The 22,596-nt window shown below is 68.0% G+C and carries 19 protein-coding genes; 10 read left to right on the top strand and 9 right to left on the bottom strand.

Annotated features, from left to right (window positions below; all coding sequences use genetic code 11):
• Nucleotides 1-339: 339 nt before the first annotated feature.
• Together ACIBJH_RS01375 and ACIBJH_RS01370 are read left to right on the top strand one after the other, a co-directional pair.
• On the top strand, nt 340-627 hold the full coding sequence (locus tag ACIBJH_RS01375; protein WP_399114807.1) for a hypothetical protein: 288 nt from the start codon (nt 340-342) through the stop codon (nt 625-627).
• Nucleotides 624-1,619 (top strand): phosphotransferase family protein, encoded by a 996-nt coding sequence (locus ACIBJH_RS01370; protein WP_399114806.1) that lies wholly within the window; start codon nt 624-626, stop codon nt 1,617-1,619. Before ACIBJH_RS01375 ends, ACIBJH_RS01370 begins: the two co-directional genes overlap by 4 nt.
• On the opposite strand, the gene ACIBJH_RS01365 is transcribed toward ACIBJH_RS01370, so the two are convergent.
• From ACIBJH_RS01365 to ACIBJH_RS01350, 4 genes are read right to left on the bottom strand one after another with little or no spacing between them, the layout of a single operon-like run.
• The gene (locus ACIBJH_RS01365) at nt 1,603-2,370 is read right to left on the bottom strand and encodes a succinate dehydrogenase/fumarate reductase iron-sulfur subunit (RefSeq protein ID WP_399114805.1); all 768 of its coding nucleotides are present in this window, start codon (nt 2,368-2,370) and stop codon (nt 1,603-1,605) included. The two genes, ACIBJH_RS01370 and ACIBJH_RS01365, sit on opposite strands and share 17 nt — an antisense overlap.
• Complete coding sequence (locus tag ACIBJH_RS01360) at nt 2,367-4,310, bottom strand: fumarate reductase/succinate dehydrogenase flavoprotein subunit (RefSeq protein WP_399114804.1); 1,944 nt, start codon at nt 4,308-4,310, stop codon at nt 2,367-2,369. Before ACIBJH_RS01360 ends, ACIBJH_RS01365 begins: the two co-directional genes overlap by 4 nt.
• Complete coding sequence (locus tag ACIBJH_RS01355) at nt 4,310-5,131, bottom strand: hypothetical protein (RefSeq protein WP_399114803.1); 822 nt, start codon at nt 5,129-5,131, stop codon at nt 4,310-4,312. The genes ACIBJH_RS01360 and ACIBJH_RS01355 overlap by 1 nt, the downstream gene beginning before the upstream one ends.
• Before the next feature lie 31 nt (nt 5,132-5,162).
• A complete protein-coding gene (locus tag ACIBJH_RS01350) occupies nt 5,163-5,453 on the bottom strand; it encodes a hypothetical protein (protein ID WP_399114802.1) in 291 nt (96 codons plus the stop codon).
• 292 nt (nt 5,454-5,745) lie between these two features.
• Here ACIBJH_RS01350 and ACIBJH_RS01345 point away from each other — a divergent pair, with 292 nt between their 5' ends.
• The gene (locus ACIBJH_RS01345) at nt 5,746-7,929 is read left to right on the top strand and encodes an ABC transporter family substrate-binding protein (protein WP_399114801.1); all 2,184 of its coding nucleotides are present in this window, start codon (nt 5,746-5,748) and stop codon (nt 7,927-7,929) included.
• An 88-nt stretch (nt 7,930-8,017) separates the two neighbouring features.
• On the opposite strand, the gene ACIBJH_RS01340 is transcribed toward ACIBJH_RS01345, so the two are convergent.
• Nucleotides 8,018-8,602 carry a hypothetical protein gene (locus tag ACIBJH_RS01340; RefSeq protein ID WP_200713304.1) on the bottom strand — a complete coding sequence of 195 codons (585 nt, stop codon included), beginning with the start codon at nt 8,600-8,602 and terminating at the stop codon, nt 8,018-8,020.
• A gap of 301 nt (nt 8,603-8,903) precedes the next feature.
• Between ACIBJH_RS01340 and typA the strand changes: the two genes are divergently transcribed.
• From typA to ACIBJH_RS01310, 6 genes are all read left to right on the top strand, one after another.
• A complete protein-coding gene (gene typA / locus ACIBJH_RS01335; protein WP_399114800.1) occupies nt 8,904-10,811 on the top strand; it encodes a translational GTPase TypA in 1,908 nt (635 codons plus the stop codon).
• Nucleotides 10,812-11,648: 837 nt separating this feature from the next.
• Nucleotides 11,649-12,683 (top strand): ABC transporter permease, encoded by a 1,035-nt coding sequence (locus ACIBJH_RS01330; protein WP_399114799.1) that lies wholly within the window; start codon nt 11,649-11,651, stop codon nt 12,681-12,683.
• 124 nt (nt 12,684-12,807) lie between these two features.
• Nucleotides 12,808-14,613 carry an ABC transporter substrate-binding protein gene (locus ACIBJH_RS01325; protein ID WP_399114798.1) on the top strand — a complete coding sequence of 602 codons (1,806 nt, stop codon included), beginning with the start codon at nt 12,808-12,810 and terminating at the stop codon, nt 14,611-14,613.
• Nucleotides 14,614-14,706: 93 nt separating this feature from the next.
• The gene (locus ACIBJH_RS01320; RefSeq protein WP_399114797.1) at nt 14,707-15,687 is read left to right on the top strand and encodes an ABC transporter permease; all 981 of its coding nucleotides are present in this window, start codon (nt 14,707-14,709) and stop codon (nt 15,685-15,687) included.
• An 8-nt stretch (nt 15,688-15,695) separates the two neighbouring features.
• Nucleotides 15,696-16,757 carry an ABC transporter ATP-binding protein gene (locus ACIBJH_RS01315; RefSeq protein ID WP_399114796.1) on the top strand — a complete coding sequence of 354 codons (1,062 nt, stop codon included), beginning with the start codon at nt 15,696-15,698 and terminating at the stop codon, nt 16,755-16,757.
• Nucleotides 16,758-16,768: 11 nt separating this feature from the next.
• Nucleotides 16,769-17,890 carry an ABC transporter ATP-binding protein gene (locus tag ACIBJH_RS01310; RefSeq protein ID WP_399114795.1) on the top strand — a complete coding sequence of 374 codons (1,122 nt, stop codon included), beginning with the start codon at nt 16,769-16,771 and terminating at the stop codon, nt 17,888-17,890.
• A 51-nt stretch (nt 17,891-17,941) separates the two neighbouring features.
• Here ACIBJH_RS01310 and ACIBJH_RS01305 read toward each other — a convergent pair whose 3' ends face one another.
• The gene (locus ACIBJH_RS01305) at nt 17,942-18,703 is read right to left on the bottom strand and encodes a class I SAM-dependent methyltransferase (RefSeq protein WP_399114794.1); all 762 of its coding nucleotides are present in this window, start codon (nt 18,701-18,703) and stop codon (nt 17,942-17,944) included.
• Nucleotides 18,704-18,841: 138 nt separating this feature from the next.
• Between ACIBJH_RS01305 and ACIBJH_RS01300 the strand changes: the two genes are divergently transcribed.
• On the top strand, nt 18,842-19,228 hold the full coding sequence (locus tag ACIBJH_RS01300) for a VOC family protein (RefSeq protein WP_201054267.1): 387 nt from the start codon (nt 18,842-18,844) through the stop codon (nt 19,226-19,228).
• A gap of 134 nt (nt 19,229-19,362) precedes the next feature.
• Here ACIBJH_RS01300 and ACIBJH_RS01295 read toward each other — a convergent pair whose 3' ends face one another.
• Genes ACIBJH_RS01295 through ACIBJH_RS01285 form a run of 3 tightly spaced genes read right to left on the bottom strand, consistent with a single transcriptional unit; the run spans nt 19,363 to nt 22,506 of the window.
• Nucleotides 19,363-20,409, bottom strand: coding sequence for an ABC transporter ATP-binding protein (locus ACIBJH_RS01295; RefSeq protein ID WP_399114793.1), 1,047 nt, complete (start codon nt 20,407-20,409; stop codon nt 19,363-19,365).
• A gap of 25 nt (nt 20,410-20,434) precedes the next feature.
• Nucleotides 20,435-21,475: an ABC transporter ATP-binding protein gene (locus ACIBJH_RS01290; RefSeq protein WP_399114792.1), complete on the bottom strand. Its 1,041-nt coding sequence runs from the start codon at nt 21,473-21,475 to the stop codon at nt 20,435-20,437.
• 50 nt (nt 21,476-21,525) lie between these two features.
• Nucleotides 21,526-22,506, bottom strand: a complete 981-nt coding sequence (locus tag ACIBJH_RS01285) for an ABC transporter permease (protein ID WP_399114791.1) — start codon at nt 22,504-22,506, stop codon at nt 21,526-21,528.
• Nucleotides 22,507-22,596 lie beyond the last annotated feature (90 nt).

The following is a 22,596-nucleotide window of genomic DNA, read 5'->3' as shown; positions in this document are numbered from 1 at the left end:
TTCGGCGATCTCCGCTGGGGGGCAGCCCCGGTAGTAGGTCAGGTCAGGGCGAGGATCTGCGTTGCTGAGCGGTCAGCCGCGGCCGAGCGCCTGGGCCTGCCGTTCAGCACCTACAGCGGCATCCTGTGGCGCCACGAACTCGACGGAGAACCTCTCACCCGCCCCTGAACACGTACGACGGTCACGCGGCCCTCCCTTCTCCCGCCCGTCCGAAGCGCGTACCGACACCGTCCCCCTGACACCTGCTCACTTCCCGGACCGGATGACTGCTTGATGTAAAACGGGTGCTGTTCACAGCCGCGCGTGCGACGATCCGTCCCATCCGACAGGGGGTGGGCGATGCTGTTGACATGGCTGGCCGCGGCGGCCTTGCTGCTGCTGGCGGCACTCGGGGTCTTCACGGCGACGACCGGCTGGATGCCGCCGATGGCGCGAGGCGGAGTCGTACGGCCCGAGTTGTGGGGGCTCGGTGCGCTGACTTCGGCGCTGGGCATGGGGACGGGCCTGTCCGTGCACTGGTGGGCGGATTCCCTGGCCATGGACGATCTGGGCGGCGCCACGGCGTTCGCACTGATCATCCTCGGCGGTGTGATGCAGTGGCGTGCGCAGCGCCCCGGGACCCTGTGACCGCCACCCGCAAGGAACTCACCCGCGCCGACCTGACCCCGCTCTCCCGTGCCGCCCTCGGCCGCGCCCCGGCGACCGTCTCCCGCGTCCGGGGCGGTTCGAAGAAGGGCGTCTACCGCCTCACCTTCGAGGACGGTACGACCGCGGTGGCCTATGTCTGGTCGCCGGACGAGGACCTTTGGGACGCCGGCCCCGGCGACCCCCGCGACCCCTTCTCCCACGCCTCCGGCCTCACCCTCTTCACGGCGGCGGCCGACCGTCTCGCCGCGGCCGGCGTCCGCGCGCCCCGGCTCCTGCACGCCGACTCCACCCACGCCCACCTCCCGACCGACGTGGCGCTCGTCGAGGACCTTCCGGGCGGCACCCTGGAGGACCTGCTGGAGGGTGATCCGGCCGCCGCACCGGAGGCGCTGGAGCGGATGGCGGCCCTCCTCGCCACCCTGCACACCTGCACGGCCCCGCGCTTCGGGAAGGTCGGGGTCGTCGACAACGGCGGTTCCTCGTACGGGAGTTCATGCGAGGAGATCGTCGTGGCACGCGCCTTCGGCGACCTCGACGAACTCCCCGCCCGGGACCCGCGAGCAGCCGCGGCCCACCCTCAACTGGCCGACGCCATAAGGACGTTGGCCGCCCGCATCCGCCCGCGCGACGAGCCCCCCGCCCTCGTCCACGGCGAACTCGGCGGCGACCACGTCCGCGTGACCGCCGACGGCGACCTCGCGCTCATCGACATCGAAGGCCTGATGTACTTCGACGTCGAATGGGAGCACGTCTTCCTCCGCCTGCGCTTCGGCCACCACTACGACGCCCTGCGCGTCGAGGGCCTGGACGAGGACCGCCTGCGCCTCTACCGCCTGGCCATGCATCTCTCCCTGGTGGCGGGCCCGTTGCGCCTCCTGGAGGTCGGCGACTTCCACGACCCCGAGTTCATGCGGGGCATCGCGGAACACAACCTCGGCCAGGTCCTCACTTTCCTCAGGCACGCCTCCTGATCTTCGAGCCCAGCCACACCAGCGGGTCGTACTTGCGGTCAACCGCCCGTTCCTTCAAGGGAATCAGCGCGTTGTCCGTGATGTGGATGCCTTCGGGGCAGACCTCGGTGCAGCACTTGGTGATGTTGCAGTAGCCGAGGCCGTGTTCGTCCTGGGCGGTCTTCTTGCGGTCGAGGCCGCTCTCGGCCGCCGCGTCCAGCGGGTGCATGTCCAACTCCGCGACCCGCATGAGGAATCGGGGACCCGCGAACGCCGTCTTGTTCTCCTCGTGGTCACGGACCACATGGCAGGTGTCCTGGCACAGGAAGCACTCGATGCACTTGCGGAACTCCTGCGAGCGGTCGACATCCTCCTGCATCATCCGGTACTCGCCGGGCGCGACCCCCTCCGGCGGTACGAACGCCGGAACCTCCCTGGCCTTCTGGTAGTTGAAGCCGACGTCGGTCACCAGGTCCCGTACGACGGGAAAGGCACGCAAGGGCGTGACCGTGATGGTCTCCTCGCGGGTGAACACCGACATGCGGGTCATGCACATCAGCCGGGGCCGGCCGTTGATCTCCGCCGAGCACGAACCGCACTTGCCCGCCTTGCAGTTCCAGCGCACGGCGAGGTCGGAGGCCTGGGTGGCCTGGATGCGGTGGATGATGTCGAGGATGACCTCGCCGTCGTTGACCTCGACCTTGAAGTCCTCCAGGCCGCCACCCTTGACGTCCCCCCGCCACACCTTGAAGCGGGCCTCGTAGCTGCTCACTCGTAGAGCTCCTCTTCGGCGAGGTACTTGACCAGCTCTTCCTTCTCGAAGAGGGCGAGCAGGTCGGCGCGGATGGGGTCGGTCGTCTCACGGGTCAGGCTGATCTGGGCGGACACCGGGTCCGTCGCCCCCAACCCGCCTGTCGGGTCGGTGAGTTGGCAGATCAGGTTGATGCGGCGCCAGTCGCGGTTCATGCCGGGGTGGTCCTCGCGGGTGTGTCCGCCGCGCGACTCGGTGCGCTCCAGGGCGGCCCGGGCCACGCACTCGCTGACCAGCAGCATGTTGCGGAGGTCGAGCGCGAGGTGCCAGCCCGGGTTGAACTGCCGGTGGCCCTCGACTCCCGCCCGGCGCGCCCGTACCCGGAGATCCGCGAGTTTCTCCAGCGCCTGTTCCATCTCGCCCTCGCGGCGGATGATGCCGACGAGGTCGTTCATGGTCTGCTGGAGTTCCTGGTGGAGGGCGTACGGGTTCTCCGGTGGACGCCCGTTCTCCTTGCCGGGTTCGGGGCCCTCCGCCGAGAAGGGGCGCAGTGCCTCCGCCGCCGCGAGGTCCACCTCGGTGTCGTCGACCTGCGGGCGGCTGTCCGCCAGGTCGGCCGCGTGGTCCGCCGCGTGCCAGCCCGCCCTGCGGCCGAACACCAGCAGATCGGAGAGGGAGTTGCCGCCCAGCCGGTTGGAGCCGTGCATGCCGCCGGCCACCTCACCGGCCGCGAACAGCCCCGGTACCCCGCGTGCCGCCGCCGTGTCCGACTCGACCGCGATGCCGCCCATCACGTAGTGACAGGTCGGCCCGACCTCCATCGCCTCCGCGGTGATGTCGACGTCGGCCAGCTCCTTGAACTGGTGGTACATGGACGGGAGTCGGCGCCGGATCACCTCCGCCGGCATCCGTGTCGACACGTCCAGGAAGACCCCGCCGTGCGGTGAGCCGCGGCCCGCCTTCACCTCGGAGTTGATGGCGCGGGCGACCTCGTCGCGGGGGAGCAGCTCGGGGGGACGGCGGTTGTGGTCCGGGTCCTCGTACCAGCGGTCGCCCTCGGCCTCCGACTCGGCGTACTTCTCCTTGAAGACGTCGGGGATGTAGTCGAACATGAACCGCTTGTTCTCGGAGTTGCGCAGCACCCCGCCGTCGCCGCGCACCGACTCGGTGACGAGGATGCCCTTGACGGACGGCGGCCAGACCATGCCGGTCGGGTGGAACTGCACGAACTCCATGTTGAGCAGGGGCGCGCCCGCGAGCAGTGCCAGCGCGTGGCCGTCGCCCGTGTACTCCCACGAGTTGGACGTCACCTTGAAGGACTTGCCGATCCCGCCGGTCGCGATCACCACGGAGGGGGCTTCGAGGACCATGAAACGGCCCGTCTCGCGCTCGTAGGCGAAGACCCCGGAGACGCGGCTCCCGTCCTTCAACACCCTTGTGACCGTGCACTCCTGATAGACCTTCAGACGGGACTCGTACTCACCCGTCTCGCGAAAGTCCTCCTGCTGGAGCGACACGATCTTCTGCTGGAGCGTGCGGATCAGTTCGAGTCCCGTGCGGTCGCCGACGTGGGCGAGGCGCGGGTACTCGTGGCCGCCGAAGTTGCGCTGGGAGATCCGGCCGTCCTGGGTGCGGTCGAAGAGGGCGCCCCAGGTCTCCAACTCCCAAACCCGGTCCGGGGCTTCCTTCGCGTGCAGCTCGGACATGCGCCACTGGTTGAGGAACTTGCCGCCGCGCAGGGTGTCGCGGAAGTGGACCTGCCAGTTGTCGCCGGAGTTGACGTTGCCCATCGCCGCCGCGATGCCGCCCTCGGCCATCACCGTATGGGCCTTGCCGAACAGCGACTTGCAGATCACCGCCGTACGGGCCCCGCGCTCGCGCGCCTCGATGGCGGCCCGGAGGCCTGCGCCACCGGCACCGACCACGACGACGTCCCACCCCTGTCGCTCGACCACGGACATCAGAAGAACCTCGGATCATCGAAAGCGCCTGAGGCGACCAGGTACACGTAGAAGTCCGCGAGCGCCACGCTGATCAACGACGCCCAGGCGAGCTGCATATGACGGTTGTTCAGTTTCCCGACGAACTTCCACGCCTTGTAGCGCACGGGATGCTTGGAGAAGTGCTTGAGCTTGCCGCCGACGATGTGCCGGCAGGAGTGGCAGGAGAGGGTGTACGCCCAGATCAGCACGATGTTGGCCAGGAAGACGAGGGTGCCCAGGCCCATGTGGCCCCAGTGGTAGTGCTCGTCGCGGAAGGTCAGCACGGTGTCGTAGGTGAGCGTGCCCGCCACCAGGAGGGCCGCGTAGAAGAAGTACCGGTGGACGTTCTGCAGGATCAGCGGGAAACGGGTCTCGCCGGAGTACTTCTTGTGCGGCTCGGCCACCGCGCAGGCCGGGGGAGAGGCCCAGAAGCCGCGGTAGTAGGCCTTGCGGTAGTAGTAGCAGGTCAGGCGGAAGCCGAGCGGGAAGATCAGGATGATGATGGCGGGGGAGATGCCCCACCAGCTCCCGAAGAGGTCGGCGTTCGGGCCCGCGTGCATGGTGCCGCACCGCTCGGCCAGACAGGGCGAGTAGAACGGCGAGACATAGGGCGCCGAGTAGTAGTTCGAGTCCGCGAAGGCCCGCCAGGTCGAGTAGACGACGAAGGCGAGCAGTCCGGCGGCGGTGACGGCAGGGGCCAGCCACCAGCGGTCGGTCCGCAGATGCGGGGCGTCGATGGCGGCGCGCGTACCGGTGCGTACGCCGCCGCTGTTCGTATGTGGTTCCGTACCAGTGGCCAACTTGAAGACTCCGGTCGGTTTCTAGGGACGCTCAGTGGCCGGGGCCGTGATGGGCGCCGAGTCCCTCGTCGTCCGTGTCCGTCCACAGGCTGTTGTCGTACGGGGCGTCGGAGATGGGGACGAGATCGGGGCGCTTGGGGCGCTCGATCCCTGGTGCGGCGTCGCGCAGCAGCGCGACGCTCTCGCGCAGGCGGTCGGCGTCGGCCTTGACCCTGCGCATCTCCAGGCCGCCGCTGCCGAATTGGTTCTCCAGCCGTCCCACCGACCTGAACAGGTCTTCAAGACAGCGTTGGACTGATGTCAGTTCGTCGTGCACGGACATGACGTGACCTCGCTTCCGTGGGCGTCGGCCCTGGACGGCAACGTTCATGCGCCTGCGAGTGTTGCGCGTCACACCTGCCGGTGGGAAGCGGTGTGCACGGATTGGCCGGGGTGCGTTGGTGTGTACGGGGGCAGATTCGAACATTGCGCCGCACGGGTGGGCTTCCCGACGCCCCTCGCCGTGTCGTCCCGTAAGGCCGAACCGTTTCCTCTTCAGTGGCCGCGTAGATCTGATCAGCTCCATATACCACCAAAAGCGATCAGAAGCCCGCGGCTTACCGGAGGTAGCAGTGATGTCCCACGACGGCGTCAGACTGCGCGCGGTCATGCGCTCGGTCGCCTTCCTCACCGCGGGCGCGCTCGCGGTGCCCACCCTCTCGGCGTGCAGCTCGGACGACGAGTCGGGCAAGCCGCTGGCCGGACAGGACATCGCGCCCGTGGCGCGCGACCTGGTCGCCGACGGCGGCACCCTGCGCTGGGCCGTCGACGACGTGCCCGAGACCCTCAACGCCTTCCAGTCGGACGCCGACGACGCCACCACCCGCGTCGCCCAGGCCGTCCTGCCCGCCATGTTCCGGCTCGACGCGCAGGGCCGCCCGCAGCGCGACGCCGACTACCTGGAGTCCGCGAAGGTCGTCGACACCTCGCCCAAGCAGGTCGTCCTCTACAAGCTCGACCAGCAGGCCGTGTGGAGCGACGGCCGCGAGATCGGCGCCGCCGACTTCGCCGCCCAGTGGCGCGCCCTGTCCGGCAGGGACTCCGCGTACTGGACCGCGCGCAACGCCGGCTACGACCGCATCGAGAAGATCGAGCGCGGCGCCAACAACCTTGAGGTCAAGGTCACTTTCAGCAGGCCGTACGCCGACTGGAAGTCACTGTTCTCACCGCTGTACCCCAAGGACGTCATGGGCACCCCGGATGCCTTCAACGACGGGGCCCGGCGCAAGCTGAAGGTCACCGCCGGCGCGTTCGCCGTGCAGAAGGTCGACCGCAAGGACAAGGAGATCGTCCTCGCGCGCAACCCGCACTGGTGGGGCCGGCCCGCGAAGCTCTCCCAACTCGTGCTGGCCGCCGTACCCCTCGACAAGCGGGCCGCCGCGCTCGCCGACGGCACCGTCGACCTCGCCACCATCGACCCCGTCGACGCGAGCCGGATCGCGCTCGCGAGCCGCGCCAAGGGCACCGGCACCCCGCTCCAGGGCGCGAGCGCGAGCGCCACGGGCGACCCGGAGAGCAAGGACGAGAACAAGGGCGAGAGCCCCAAGGAGAAGAAGCTCAGCAAGAAGGAGCGCAAGGCGCTCGCCAAGTACCTGCGCCAGCAGGACGAGTTGAGGGCCTTCACCGTCCGCCGCTCCTTCGAGCCCGCCTACACGCAGCTCGCCCTCAACGGCTCCGAAGGCCCCCTCGCCGACGAACGCGTCCGGCGTGCCGTGGCCCGCGCGCTCGACCGGGAGGCACTCGCCAAGGTCGTCCTCACCCCGCTGGGCCTGCCCGCCGTGCCCGTCGGCAGCCATCTCGCGCTCGCCGGACAGGCCGCGTACGCCGACAACAGCGGCGCGCTCGGCGACCACGACACCGCGGAGGCACAGGCGCTGCTCACCGACGCCGGCTGGGTGGCCGGCGGACCGGTCAAGGAGAAGGGCGAGAAGGCGGCCGGCGCCGAGGGGAAGAAGGGCAAGAAGGCCGACGACGAGGCCGCGTCGGAGGGCGGCTCCGACGGGCAGTACATCGTCGGCGAGGACAACAAGGACCCGCAGGACCACACCAAGAAGCACGGGCACGGCGACGAGGGCTCCAAGCACCTCGCCGACGGCAAGCAGTACGACGGCCGCAAGGTGAAGCAGGGCGGGGCGCCCGGCGCGTACGCCCCGAAGGGCACGGCCGCCCCTGCCGGCGCGAAGACCGGCACGCTCGCCAAGGACGGCAAGCCGCTCACCCTCCGCTTCGTGCTTCCCTCCGGGACCGGCTCGGAGTCGCTGAGCGCGGTCGCCGACAGCATCTCCCGCATGCTGGAGAAGGTCGGCATCCGCACGGAGATCACCAAGGTCTCCGACGACAGCTACTTCAAGGACCACATCGCGTCCGGGCAGTACGACCTAGCCCTCTACTCCTGGCCCGCGTCCGCCTACCCCGCCACCGACGCCCGCCCGATCTTCGCCAAGCCGGTCCCGGCCGCGGACGGCTCCCTGAACGTCGAGCAGAACTACACCCGCGTCGGCACCGACCAGGTCGACCAGCTCTTCGACCAGGCCGCCTCCACCCTCGACGAGGACGAGTCCGCCGCCCTGGTCCGCAAGGCCGACGCCCGTATCTGGGCGGCGGCCGGCTCCATCCCCCTCTACCAGCGCCCCCAGCTCACCGCCGCCCGCAGGACCATCGTCAACGCGGGCTCCTTCGGCTTCCAGACCCCGGTCTACGAGGACATGGGCTTCCTGAAGAAGGGGGCCCACCCCTCGGCGAGCCCGTCGGGCCGATAGCGGTCCCGCGCGCTCAGCGGCACGGGAGTCGTACAACGCGAACGTGGCCGGACCTCCGCCGAGGTCCGGCCACGTTCGCGGTCTCAGATCAGCAGTAGGCCTTCGCCGCCCGCTTGGCGGTTCCCGACGCCGGGCTCTCGGTGCACTTGACCGCGCCCTCGGTCTGGATGTTCCAGCTGTGCCCCTTGCCGGAACCCTTGTTGATGAAGCCCGTTCCCCCGTTGTTGCAGGTCTTGGCGTCGTACCAGCCGGACGCCTTCTTGACCCCGCTGAAGACGACGTAGGTCCCCGGCTTGTTGAAGTTGAAGGTGACCGACTCGCTCGTCTCCTTGGTCTTCTCACCGGACTTGGTGAGCGTCCCCGAGATGTGGGCGTCCATGCTGGAGATCACCCAGCTCGCCGAGTAGCTGGCACCGGCCGTCACCTCGCGTCCGGAGGTGACCGTCTTGCGGTACGTCGCCGTCTTCGTGTACGTCCCCGTGCTGTCCTGAGCGATGTTGATCTGCTTGGCGTGGGTGATCACCCAGGCGTTGCTCAGACTCGTCCAGGTGGCGGCCTTGTGCCCCGGTTCGCAGATGACGGGCCGTGCGCTGGCCGCCGAGACCGGTCCGAGCACGACCGAAGCGGTCGCGAGCCCGGTGACCGCCGCGAGAGACAGAAGTCTCTTCCCCATGGTTTTTCCCCGTTTCCGAAATTGGCATGGCCGTCCCACGGGACGGCTGTGCCACGGCATTGCCCCGCCATCGGCAGGGCCACGTCAAATTACATCGGCGCGGTCAGTGGGATCCAAGGGACTTGAGCGAGAATTGAGGTGTACGGGGGCGTCCGCGACAGCCCTGCGGCAGCCCTGCGGAGGCCCCTTCCCCGTACGCCACGTACGATGGGGTAAGGCCGTGGCGTGTCCAGCCCGGCAGGGTCCGCGTAACACAGACGTACGCGCAGGCCTTCCTCACTCTCCGGGAGTACGCCGCAATATGGCCACGCGCCACGACATCCGCAACGTCGCAATCGTCGCCCACGTCGACCACGGGAAGACGACCCTCGTCGACGCCATGCTGAAGCAGGCCGGTGCCTTCGCTGCGCACGCCGCCGAATCGCTCGACGACCGCATGATGGACTCGAACGATCTGGAGCGTGAGAAGGGCATCACGATCCTGGCCAAGAACACGGCCGTGAAGTACCACCCCAAGGATGGCAGCGATGTCATCACCATCAACATCATCGACACCCCGGGCCACGCCGACTTCGGTGGCGAGGTCGAGCGCGGTCTGTCGATGGTGGACGCGGTGGTGCTGCTCGTCGACGCCTCCGAGGGCCCGCTGCCGCAGACCCGCTTCGTGCTGCGCAAGGCGCTCCAGCAGCGCCTGCCCGTCATCCTCTGCATCAACAAGACGGACCGCCCGGACTCCCGGATCGACGAGGTCGTCAACGAGACCTACGACCTCTTCCTGGACCTGGACGCGGACGAGGAGCAGATCGAGTTCCCGATCGTCTACGCGTGTGCGCGGGACGGCGTCGCCTCGCTGACCAAGCCGGAGAACGGCACGGTCCCGCAGGACAGCGACAGCCTGGAGCCCTTCTTCTCCACGATCCTGTCCCACGTCCCGGCCCCCGAGTTCGACGAGGAGGCCCCGCTCCAGGCGCACGTCACCAACCTGGACGCGGACAACTTCCTCGGCCGTATCGCGCTGCTCCGCGTCGAGCAGGGCGAGCTGCGCAAGGGCCAGACCGTCACGTGGATCAAGCGCGACGGCACCATGTCCAACGTGCGCATCACCGAGCTGCTGATGACCGAGGCGCTCACCCGCAAGCCGGCCGAGATGGCGGGCCCCGGTGACATCTGCGCCGTGGCCGGTATCCCGGACATCATGATCGGCGAGACCCTGGCCGATCCGGAGAACCCGATCGCGCTGCCGCTCATCACGGTCGACGAGCCGGCGATCTCCATGACCATCGGTACGAACACCTCGCCGCTGGTCGGCCGCGGCGGCACCGGCAAGGGCGCCTCCGCGAAGGCGGCCGTCAAGGACCGCAAGGTGACGGCCCGTCAGGTCAAGGACCGCCTGGACCGCGAGCTGATCGGTAACGTCTCGCTGCGCGTCCTCGACACCGAGCGTCCCGATGCCTGGGAGGTGCAGGGCCGCGGTGAGCTGGCGCTGGCCATCCTGGTCGAGCAGATGCGCCGCGAGGGCTTCGAGCTGACCATCGGCAAGCCGCAGGTCGTCACGCAGATCATCGACGGCAAGGTGCACGAGCCGGTCGAGCGCATGACGATCGACGTGCCCGAGGAGCACATGGGCGCGGTCACGCAGCTCATGGGTGTCCGCAAGGGCCGGATGGACAACATGTCCAACCACGGCTCGGGTTGGGTCCGCCTGGAGTTCGTCGTCCCCTCCCGCGGTCTCATCGGCTTCCGTACGGAGTTCCTCACCGGTACGCGCGGCACGGGCATCGCCCACTCCATCCACGAGGGCCACGAGCCGTGGTTCGGTGTGCTGACGACCCGTAACAACGGCTCGCTGGTCGCCGACCGCGCCGGTGCCGTCACCGCGTTCGCGATGACGAACCTCCAGGAGCGCGGTGTGCTGTTCACCGACCCCGGCACCGAGGTGTACGAGGGCATGATCGTCGGCGAGAACTCGCGCGCCGACGACATGGACGTGAACATCACCAAGGAGAAGAAGCTCACCAACATGCGCTCGGCCGCCGCCGACTCCTTCGAGGCGATCGTGCCGCCGCGCAAGCTCTCCCTGGAGCAGTCCCTGGAGTTCTGCCGCGACGACGAGTGCGTCGAGGTGACCCCGGAGGCCGTCCGCATCCGCAAGGTCGTCCTCGACCAGAAGGAGCGCGGCCGCTCCGCGAGCCGCGCCAAGCACGGCTGACGCACCGCCACGGCCCGACCGAGCCCGGGCACTCCCTTCTGGGGGTGCCCGGGCTCGGTGCGTTGGCCGCGCCCGGCACAAGTGCACGACGGGCTACACAGGGTTTTCCCTATGATTTCGCCATGGACACCCCGGGACCTGTGCCCATGGTTGTGTCTCGGTAAAGTCGTCCGAATGCGGACCGGCGTTTCCGGCCGTCCGACGCTCTTCCGGCCTGCGACCTGGAGGTTGATCCTCCGGCCGCCGGAAGCAAGCGATTTTCTCCTCCGTTCGTCCGCAATGCGGAGAGCCGTGTCCGAAAGTTGTGTAACAAGTCCGTTTCGCAGGCATCTTTCGCCAAACCCTTTGTCCGGATTTTGGAAGATGTGAGCGTCAGCTGTGACTGAATTGAGATTTAAAGACAGTGGTCGGCACCTGGCGCATGGCAGATAGTTAGCCGCGTAACGCTCGGGTCAATGGGTCACCGCGCCGTGGGGACGGCGCCGACTCGCGAGCACCAGGGGGTGTCTGACCCTCCGTCAGGGGTGACGGGGGAAAGGCGTCAACCCCCTCCTGTTGGTGAACACGTGGAGTCATGAGGAGGAGCCCCATGCGTGGTGTCATGAACGCCAGGTGGGACACGCCGTCCGTCAGTAGCAACTTCGGCCGCCCATGCGGAGATTGGCTCTGAGGAGTCGGCCGGCAGCCTAGTGCAGCCGCTCAACTACGCGCGTCCGGCTGCGGGATCTCCCGCCGCCCGGCACGTATCGAACCTCTCTCCTGGAACCGACCGGCGATCGCGCACACCCTGCGCGGATCGCCCGCTCGGCACACCCACACCTGTGAAATGGGCGAACAGTGACAAGTCCTATCGACATTGAGGGCGGCGGAACCTCGGTCGTCGTCGACGGCGAACCAGGGCCGAAGACCCAACCCGAGGTCAAGAAGCTGGAGGGCCGGTCGCCCGGCCAGCTGATGTGGATCCGCTTCAAGCGCGACCGCACCGGCGTCGTCTCCGCCTACGTGGTGGGCTTCTTCTTCCTCGTCGGACTCCTCGCTCCGCTGATCTCGAAGCTGTACGGCAAGGACCCGTACACCGTGTACGCGGACGAACGCCCCGAGCTCTTCGACAGCGCGGGTGTGCCGCTGCAGCCCAACGGCGGGATCAGCAGCCAGTTCTGGTTCGGCCTCGAACCGGGCAACGGCTACGACGTGTTCACCAAGCTGATCTACGGCATCCGCACCTCGCTGATGATCTCCGTCTGCGTGACGATCGCGACCGTGCTCACCGGCATCCTGCTCGGTGTCGCGGCCGGCTATCTCGGCGGACGGTCCGACTACTTCATCAGCCGGGTCATCGACTTCCTGCTGGCCTTCCCCGCCCAGCTCTTCTTCATCGCCAGCATGCCGGTCGTGGTCTCCCTCTTCGTGAGCCCGACCGACGAGACACCGACCTACGTCCGTGTCGTGGCCCTCATCGCGGTGCAGTGGTTCCTGGGCTGGATGAGCCTCGCCCGGATCCTGCGCGGCACCAGTCTGGCGCTGCGCGAACGGGAGTTCATCGAGGCGGCCAGGGTCAGCGGCGCCTCGCCCTGGCGGATCATCAGCAAAGAGATCCTGCCGAACGTGGTCACGCCGATCCTCGTGCAGTCCACGTACATGCTGCCCAACTTCGTGACCGCCGAGGCCGGACTGTCCTACCTGGGCGTGGGCATCGTCGAACCGACGCCGGACTGGGGACAGATGTTCTCCAAGGCGTCCACCGAACTCGTGATGTCGAACGACATCACCTACATGTTCTTCCCGGGCGTCTCGATGATCATCTTCATCGTGGCCTTCAACCTGCTCGGGGACTCGGTCAGGGACGCCTTCGATCCCAAGACGGCACGCTGACCGTCCGTTGGTGGGCGTCCGCGCCCGATACCGCACGGCAACACAGCACAGCAAACCAGCACGGCGATCCAGCACGGGAATTCCTTTGTGCACTGGTGACACACAGATGGGTGGAAACTGAGTGATGAGTAGGGGCGGACGCCACGTATACGCCGCGCTCTCCGTGCTCGCGGCCGGGGCTCTTGTGCTCACCGGTTGCAGCAAGGGCGGCAGCGACGCGAACGACAACAACAAGCAGGACAAGGAGAACGCGGCAAGACAGCAGAAGTCGATCAAGTTCGGCAACGTCGCGGACTCCACCGGACCGGCCGCGGCCGTACCGGGCGCCAAGGCGGGCGGCACGATGGAGGTGCTCCAGCGTGACAGCTACGCCCACCTCGACCCGGCCCAGATCTACGTCTCCGACGAGGGCTCGCTGGCGACCCTGATCCACCGGGGCCTGACGGGCTACAAGGCGAGCAGCAACGGCAAGACGCACGAGGTCGTCGGTGACCTCGCCACCGACTCCGGCACCCCCTCGGACGGCGGCAAGACCTGGAAGTACACCCTCAAGGACGGCATAAAGTTCGCGGACGGCACTCCGATCACGTCCACGGACTTCCGCCAGACCTTCGAGCGGCTCTTCGCGACCTTCGTCAACCAGGGCCCGACCTACCTCCAGCAGTGGATGGCCGACACCTCCGGCGTCGACTACCGCAAGCTCCTGCCGGACGGCCCGTACAAGGGCAAGCACCTGCCGAGCACCGTCCTGGAGACCCCGGACGCCAAGACCGTCATCTTCCACTTCAAGTCCCCGCACGCCGACCTGCCGTACGCCCTCGCCATGGCGGGCTACGCCGTCGTGTCCGCGAAGGGTGACACCCAGGTCAAGTACGACAAGGCCCCGGTCACGAGCGGCCCGTACAAGATTCAGTCGTTCAAGTCCGGCAAGTCGATGGTGCTCGTGAAGAACACCAACTGGGACCCGAAGACGGACCCGATCCGCAACCAGTACGTGGACCAGTTCAACTTCACGTTCAACCAGCAGTACGAGACCTCGACGAAGGCGCTCCTCGCCGACAGCGGCGCCGACCAGGCCGGCCTCAGCTTCAACAACCAGGTCGACGCGGGCAACCTGTCCAGCGTGCTCAAGGACCCGAAGCTGAAGTCCCGCACGATCTCCGGCTACCAGCCGTACGTCGGCCAGATGAACATCAACCTGAGCCACACGGCCCTGAAGGACAAGACGGTCCGCGAGGCCATCGCCTACGCGCTGCCGGTCACGCCGTTCCTCCGCGCCTACGGCGGCACCGACGCCATGGAGACCGCGGGCGGCACGATCAGCCCGACCGTCTCCGGCTACAACGCCGCGTTCGACCCGTGGGGCAAGAAGAAGAACCCCGCCGGTGACCCGGCCAAGGCCAAGGCGCTGCTGAAGAAGGCCGGCAAGCTCAACATGAAGCTTACCTTCGGCTACATCAACACCCCCGAGGGCCAGCAGTACTCCACCGCCATGGCGGCGGGCCTGAAGAAGGCCGGCTTCGACGTCCAGCGCCAGGAGATCCCGGCCGAGACCTACTACGACCAGGTCAGCAAGCTCAACAACAACTACGACATCTTCCACAGCGCGTGGGGTGCCGACTGGCCGTCCGCCTCGACCGTCATCCCGCCGCTCTACGACGGACGCGTCATCGCCGACGGTGCGCAGAACTACCCGCAGGTCAACGACCCCAAGGTGAACGCCGACATCGACGCGGCGAACAAGATCACCGACCCGGTCAAGGCCGCGGCGGCCTGGGAGAAGATCGACGAGTACCTCGTGAAGGACGTCGTCGCCTTCGTCCCGACCGCGTACTACAAGCAGACCCAGATCGCCGGCTCCAAGGTCGGCGGCCTCGTCTACGACGACGTCATCGGCGGCGTCGACCCGCGTCGCCTGTTCGTCAAGTAACCGCCGTCCGTCCGGCACCCGGTGCTCCCGTCGCCTCCGCGGCGACGCACCGGGTGCCGGGCGGCCCGCCGACGTCAGAGAGCTGCCCCTGTCATGCTGCGCTTCCTCGTCCGCCGGTTCCTCGGCGCCGTCGTCATCCTGTTCCTGCTGAGCATCGTCACGTTCGTGTTGTTCTTCGGGATGCCACGTGATCCAGGGCTGCTGATGTGCGGCAAGACCTGCAATCCGACCAGTCTCGCGAACATCCACCATGTGCTCGGTCTCGACAAGCCGATCACCACGCAGTACTGGATCTTCCTCAAGAACCTCGTCGTGGGCAGCAACGGCTTCGCCCAAGGCCCGTGCCCCGCCCCGTGCTTCGGGTACTCGTACCACACCAACGACCAGGTCTGGGCCACGCTGACCGACCGGCTGCCCACCACCATCTCGCTCACCCTCGGTGGCGCGTTCTTCTTCCTGGTCATCGGTCTCGGCACCGGTCTGCTGGCCGCCTGGAAGCGCGGCACGCTCATCGACAAGACGGCCACGGCCGGGGCGATGGTGCTCAGTTCGATGCAGATCTACTTCCTGGGACCACTGGCACTGGCGCTGCTCGTCTACCAGACCCACATCTTCGACAAGCCGGCGTACAACGACTTCACCGCGAATCCGATCACCTGGTTCTCGGGGCTGATCATCCCCTGGGTGGTGCTGTCCACGATCTTCGCCGCGCAGTACACCCGTATGGCGCGCTCGGCGATGATCGAACAGCTCCAGGAGGAACACGTCCGTACGGCCAAGGCAAAGGGGATGTCCCGCAGATACGTCTTCTTCCGCTACGCCTGGCGCGGCTCGCTGATCCCCATCGTCACCATCTTCGGCATCGACCTGGGCGCGCTGCTCGGCGGTGCCATCATCACCGAGTACACCTTCAGCCTGCCGGGTCTCGGCCAACTCGCCGTACAGGCCGTGTTCTACAGCGATCTGCCGCTGCTGCTCGGCGTGATGATCTTCTCCGCCTCCATGATCCTTCTCTTCAACATCATCGTCGACGCCTGCTACGCCTTCATCGACCCGCGCGTGCGGCTGGCCTAGGAGCACTCGTGACCACATTGACCAAGGAAGCCGGCGCTCCCTCGCCGGCCGACGCGGGTGCCCTTCTCTCGGTGCGGGACCTCTACGTCAGCTTCAAGACCGAGGACGGCATCGTGCGCGCCGTGGACGGTCTCTCCTTCGACGTCGCGCGTGGCAAGACCCTCGGCATCGTGGGGGAGTCGGGCTCAGGTAAGTCCGTCACCAACCTGACGATCCTCGGCCTGCACAACCCGATGTTCACCACCGTCGAGGGCGAAATCCTCCTGGACGGCCAGGAGTTGACCAGCGCCCGCGAGCCCGACCTGGAGAAGATCCGCGGCAACAAGGCCGCCATGATCTTCCAGGACCCGCTCACCGCGCTCTCCCCGTACTACACGGTGGGCCGCCAGATCGCCGAGCCGTACATGAAACACATGGGCGCCTCCAAACGGACCGCGTGGGACCGCGCCGTGGAGATGCTCGGCAAGGTCGGCATCCCCAACCCGAAGGAACGGGCGAAGGACTACCCCCACCAGTTCTCCGGCGGTATGCGGCAGCGCGCGATGATCGCCATGGCGCTGGTCTGCGACCCCGACCTGCTGATCGCCGACGAACCCACGACAGCCCTCGACGTCACCGTCCAGGCCCAGATCCTCGACCTGCTGAAGGACCTGCAGCAGGAGTTCGGCTCGGGGATCGTCTTCATCACGCACGACCTCGGCGTGATCGCCGACATGGCCGACGACATCATGGTGATGTACGCGGGCGGCGCGGTGGAGTACGGCACCACGAACGAGGTCCTCCGCTCACCCCAACACCCCTACACCTGGGGCCTGTTGAACTCCATGCCACGGCTGGACTCGGACCTGAGCGCGCCGCTGGCCCCCATCCCCGGCACCCCGCCGTCCCTCCTGAACCCGCCCTCGGGCTGCCGCTTCCACCCCCGCTGCACATTCCAGGACCGGGTCGGCGGCGCCCGCTGCGTGAACGAACGCCCGCTGCTCGCCCCCGGTCGCGCCTCGGCGTGCCACCTGACGGCGGAGCAGAAGCAGACCATCTTCATCGAAGAGATCAAGCCCCGACTGGGCTAGGAGGAGACGTCATGACAGAGGACCTCGTCCTGCCCGCCCCGCGCGACGCGGTACCGGAAGCCTCCGGCGACCCGTTGCTGGTGGTGGAGGGCCTGACCAAACACTTCCCGATCAAGGGCGGCTTCCCGATCCGCCGTACGGTCGGCGCCGTCCAGGCCGTCGACGGCCTCGACCTGACCGTGCACGTGGGCGAGAGCTTCGGCCTGGTCGGCGAGTCGGGCTGCGGCAAGTCGACCACGGGCCGGCTGATCACCCGGCTCCTGGAGCCGACCCAGGGCAAGATCTCGTACCGCGGCCAGGACATCAGTCACGCCAGCCGAAAACAGCTGGCGCCGATCCGGTCCGAGATCCAGATGATCTTCCAGGACCCGTACTCGTCCCTGAACCCCCGGCAGACGGTCGGGAAGATCATCTCGGGCCCGATGGAGATCAACAACATCACCCCGTCCGGTGGCCGCGAGGGCCGCGTCCGGGAGCTGCTGGAGATCGTCGGCCTCAACCCCGAGCACTACAACCGCTTCCCGCACGAGTTCTCCGGCGGCCAGCGCCAACGCATCGGCGTGGCAAGGGCGTTGGCCCTCGAACCGAAGCTGATCGTCGCGGACGAACCGGTCTCGGCCCTGGACGTCTCCATCCAGGCACAGGTGGTGAACCTCCTCCAGGAGGTCCAGAAGGAACTGGGCATCGCCTTCCTCTTCATCGCCCACGACCTCGCGGTCGTACGGCACTTCTCGCACCGGGTCGCGGTGATGTACCTCGGCAAGATCATCGAGGTCGGCGACCGCGACTCCATCTACACCCGCCCCCGGCACCCCTACACCCACGCCCTGCTGTCCGCCGTCCCCGAGGTGAACCTCGGCGACGAGGACACGGTGGGCCGTGAACGGATTCGTCTCGCCGGTGACGTCCCCTCCCCGATCTCTCCTCCCTCCGGCTGCCGTTTCCGCACGCGTTGCTGGAAGGCGCAGGACAAGTGCGCGGCCGAGGAACCGCCACTGATCCAGATCGAGGGCAATCGCGCGGCCCACCTGACGGCCTGTCACTTCCCGGAGGAACCGACGATCGAGGCCCGGGACGAGGACATCGTGCTGGACCCGGCGCTGACGGCGCTGGAGGAGTCGGCGGACGAGTAGCAGAGGTGCCGTCGGGCCACTCGCCGCTCCGCCAGTGGCCCAACGGCGATGTCACGAGGCCTGGTTGGAGTGGCCCACCGGTTCGGCCACGGTGACGATCTCGGGGGCGGCCGGGGTCAGCGGCCCCCGCCCCCAGTCGCCGTACCGCTCGACGACGACGAACCCGGCCTCGTGGAGGAAGCGGTCCAGGGCGTCGGTGCCGAGGAACCGCAGGGTGCTCCGGTCGACCTGCGGCCGCTCCCAGCGGGCACCCTCGAAGGTCTCGGTGAACGTCACGCGTTCCCCGCCCGCCGCCACGGACTCGACCTCGTGCCACACCCGTACGACCCCGCCGTCGCCGTCGGAGATCTCCCGCACCCGGTCCGGTGTCCACCGCTCCCAGGCCCGCGCCCCCGGATTCCGCGTCTCGAACACGAACCGCCCGCCGGGAGCGAGCGCGGTGTGTACGGCGGCCAGCGCGAGGCGCAACTCCTCGTCGCCGAGCAGCACTTGGAAGGCGTGCCCGGTCATCACGGCGAGTTCGAACTCGCCGCGCCACACCCGCGACCGCAGATCCCCGAGCACCCACTCGACCGTGGGTTCATGGGCCCGCGCCCGTACCAGCATCGCGGCGGCGGGATCGAGTCCCATGAGCCGCCCCGGGTGCCCTTCCCGCCGGGCCCGTCCGAGCAGGCGCCCCGTGCCGCACCCGATGTCGAGCACGGCACCGGCGGACAACACCAGTTCGAGATAGAAGTCGTCGCCGGGCCCCCAGGGGTTGAGGGTGTCGTACAGCGCGGCGAGCGAAGGATCCGTGAACGAACGATCGACCACTGCGGCAGCTTGTCACACGGGAGGCAGCCGGACGGTGCGCCCGTGCGTTTCTTGCTGACTTCCGAACTTCCGCCGGCCGTAAGGGCGCAGTGTTTTAACCGGTCGACATCGGCGCCGCCCTCCGGGATGCTCGGCGCGATGACAAATGCCCTGAACCCCAGTATCCGTACCCTCACCTTCGACTGCACCGGCGACCCCTATGAACTCGGCCTGTTCTGGAGCGAGTTGCTGGGGCGGCCGTTGGCCGACGACGACAAGCCCGGTGATCCGGAGGCGGTGATCGTGGACCCCGGCGGCGGTCCGACGCTGCTCTTCGTACGCGTACCGGAGGCCAAGGCGGCGAAGAACCGGGTCCACCTGGACCTGCAGCCGCACGGACGGACCCGCGCGCAGGAGGTCGAGCGGGCACTGGAACTCGGCGCCACGAAGGTCGCCGACCACACGCGTCCGGACGGCGGCGGCTGGGTCGTGCTCGCCGATCCCGAGGGCAATGAATTCTGTGTGGAGCGGGGAGAGTTGGGCTGAGCCCCCGGGAATGGCGAAGGCCCGCGCCTGGGTGGGCGCGGGCCTTCGTCCCCTGGAACCGGACGTTCATGGGCTCGGGTCAATGGGCCGGTGAAAGTCCGTTCCTGAAGGGGGCGGCTGACTAAAGGGGTGTGTCAGGCCGCCGCCTCGGGGTCCTTGGCGAGACGGGGTGCCGGAACCGTGTCCGCCGTCTCGGGGTAGTGGCACGCGGTCAGATGGCCGGGCTTGTTGCCCTCGACCATCACCAGGGGGGGAGCCTCCGTCGCGCACTTCTCCGTCGCCTTCCAGCAGCGGGTGCGGAAGCGGCAGCCGGTCGGCGGGTTGATCGGCGACGGCACATCGCCGACCAGCCGGATGCGCTCCCGGGCCGGCGTCTCGTCCACCGTGGCCTCGGGCACGGCCGACAACAGGGCCCGCGTATAGGGGTGGCGCGGGTTGCCGTACAGGTCGTCGCGGTCGGCGATCTCCACGATCTTGCCGAGGTACATCACCGCGACCCGCTGTGAGAAGTGCCGGACGATCGCCAGGTCGTGGGCGATGAACACGAACGCGATGCCGAGTTCCTTCTGCACCTTCTGGAGCAGGTTGACGACCTGTGCCTGGATGGAGACGTCCAGCGCGGAGACCGGTTCGTCGGCGACGATCAGCTTCGGTTCGAGGGCCAACGCGCGGGCGACACCGATGCGTTGGCGCTGGCCGCCGGAGAACTCGTGCGGGAAGCGGTTGTAGTGCTCGGGGTTGAGGCCGACGATCTCCAACAGCTCCCGGACGCGGCCCTCACGGCCGCCGGACGGGTTGATGTTGTTGATCTCCATCGGGCCGGACACGATCTTGCCGACCGTCTGGCGCGGGTTCAGGGAGGCGTACGGGTCCTGGAAGATCATCTGGATCTCGGACCGGATCGGCGCCAGCTGCTTGCGGCCCGCGTGGGTGATGTCCTGGCCGCGGTAGGTGATGTTGCCGGCGGTCGGCTCCAGGAGCCGGGTGATCAGCCGGCCCGTGGTCGACTTGCCGCAGCCCGACTCGCCGACCAGGCCCAGGCTCTCGCCCTCGCCGACCTGGAAGTCGAGGCCGTCGACGGCCTGCACGGCGCCGACCGTACGACGGATCGGGAAGCCGCCCTTGATCGGGAAGTGTTTGGTCAGCCCGCTGACGTCCAGGAGGGGGGTTGTCTCGCTCATGATGGGAAGTCCTGTTTCTAGTACGTCAGTTGTGCTGGGCTACGGCGGTGAGGTCGGCGAAGAGCTCCTGGCGCTGCTCGGTGGTGAGGTGGCAGGCGGAGCCCCGGCCGTCGACCACCTCCAGCACGGGCCGCTCGCTGGAGCACCGTCCGCCCGGGACCTTCTCGGCGAAGGCGCACCGCGGGTGGAAGCGGCAGCCGGTCGGCGGATTGAGCAGCGAGGGCGGCGAGCCCGGGATCGGCATCAGCGGTACGTCGACCGGTCCTTCGAGGCTCGGCATGGAGCTGAGCAGACCGAGCGTGTAGGGGTGCTGCGGGTCCGTCAGCACCTCCTTCTTGGTGCCGCGCTCCACGCACCGGCCGCCGTACATCACCAGGACGTCGTCGGCGATGTCGGCGATCACGCCGAGGTCGTGCGTGATGAACACGATGGCGGTGCCGAACTCCTGCTGGAGGTCCTTCAACAGGTCCATGATCTGGGCCTGGACCGTCACGTCGAGGGCCGTCGTCGGCTCGTCGGCGATCAGCAGCTCCGGGTCGCAGACCAGCGCCATGGCGATCATCGCGCGCTGGCGCATACCGCCGGAGAAGAGGTGCGGGTAGTCGTCCACCCGGACCTCGGGCTGGGGGATCCCGACCCGCTTCAGCATCTCTATCGCGCGCTCCCGGCTCTCCTTCTTGGAGGCGCCGGTGTGCTTGCGGTACGTCTCCGCGATCTGCTTGCCGACCGTGTGGTACGGCGACAGCGAGGCCAGCGCGTCCTGGAAGATCATGGCCATCTTGTTGCCGCGCAGCCGCTCCAGCTCCCGCTCGGAGGCGGTGAGCAGCTCCTTGTCGTCGAGCAGGATCTCGCCCTCGATCGCCGTGCGGTCGCGGTCGTGGAGGCCCAGGATCGTCAGGTTGGTGACGGACTTGCCGGAGCCCGACTCACCGACGATGCCGAGCGTCTTGCCCTTGGCGAGATCGAAGGAGAGCCCGTCGACGGCCTTGACGATGCCGTCCTCGGTGGAGAAATGGACCTTCAGATCCCTGACGGAGAGGAAGGGCTGCTGATCGGTGCTCGTCACGGGGACGCTCCTGGGGGGTGATGCGGGGGGTAGGGGGTACGGGCGGAGGGTCAGGCGAGCCGGATCCGCGGGTCGATGAAGGCGTAGGCGGCGTCGACGATGATGTTGAAGAACACGATCGCCGCCGCGGAGAGGACGGTGACGCCGAGCAGCATGGGCAGGTCGCTCTGGATGACGGAGATCACCGCGAGGCGGCCGATGCCCTGGAGGCTGAAGACCTGCTCGGTGATGATCGCGCCGCCGATCAGCGTGCCGAGGTCGATACCGAACACCGTGACGATCGGGCCCATCGCGCCGCGCCAGGCGAAGCGCAGGAACACGTTGGCACTGGAGAGGCCCTTGGCGCGGGCGGTGCGGACGTAGTCCTCGCTGAGCTGCTCGACGAGCTGGGAGCGCGCCATACGCGTGTAGTTGGCGGTGAAGATGATCGACAGCACGAGCCACGGCAGCAGCAGGCCCGAGAACCAGGCGGCGGGGTTGTCGGTCAGCGGCGTGTACGAGGGCTGGTCGAGGATGCCGGTCTTGAAGACCAGGAAGTACAGCGCGATGTAGCCGACGAAGTAGATCTGCAGCGAGGAGCCGAGCAGCGAGGCCGAGGTCGCGAACTTGTCCAGGAACTTGCCCTGCTTGAGCGCCGCGATCATGCCGGTGCCGACACCGAAGATCAGGAAGATGACGGCCGAGCCGAAGGCGAGCGAGAGGGTCAGCGGCAGCCGGTCCATGATCGTGCCGAAGACGGGCTCGTTGTTGGCGAAGGAGTAGCCGAGGCACGGCGCGTTGCAGTGTCCGAAGCCGCTGTAGTCACGCCCGACGAAGATGCCCTTGAGCCAGTACCAGTACTGGACCGGTATCGGATGGTCGATGCCCAGGTTGTGCCGGATCTGCGCCAGCGAGGCCGGCGTGCAGTTCTTGCCGCAGGACATCATGGCCGGGTCACGCGGGACGGCGTAGAAGAGCCAGAACGTGATGGCGCTGATGATCAGCAGAATGACCAGCGCGCCGATCGTACGGCGGACAAGGAAGCGGAACATGGGGTCAGGACTTTCCGGACGAGGCGCCGTTGCCGGGGCGTGAGGGGTGTGGAGCCGGTGGGGGGCGGCCCGGTGGAGCCGCCCCCTGGT

The organism is Streptomyces sp. NPDC050548 (assembly GCF_044457385.1).
In the GTDB taxonomy this organism is placed as follows: Bacteria; Actinomycetota; Actinomycetes; order Streptomycetales; family Streptomycetaceae; genus Streptomyces.
This window is presented reverse-complemented; position numbering and strand designations above follow the sequence as displayed.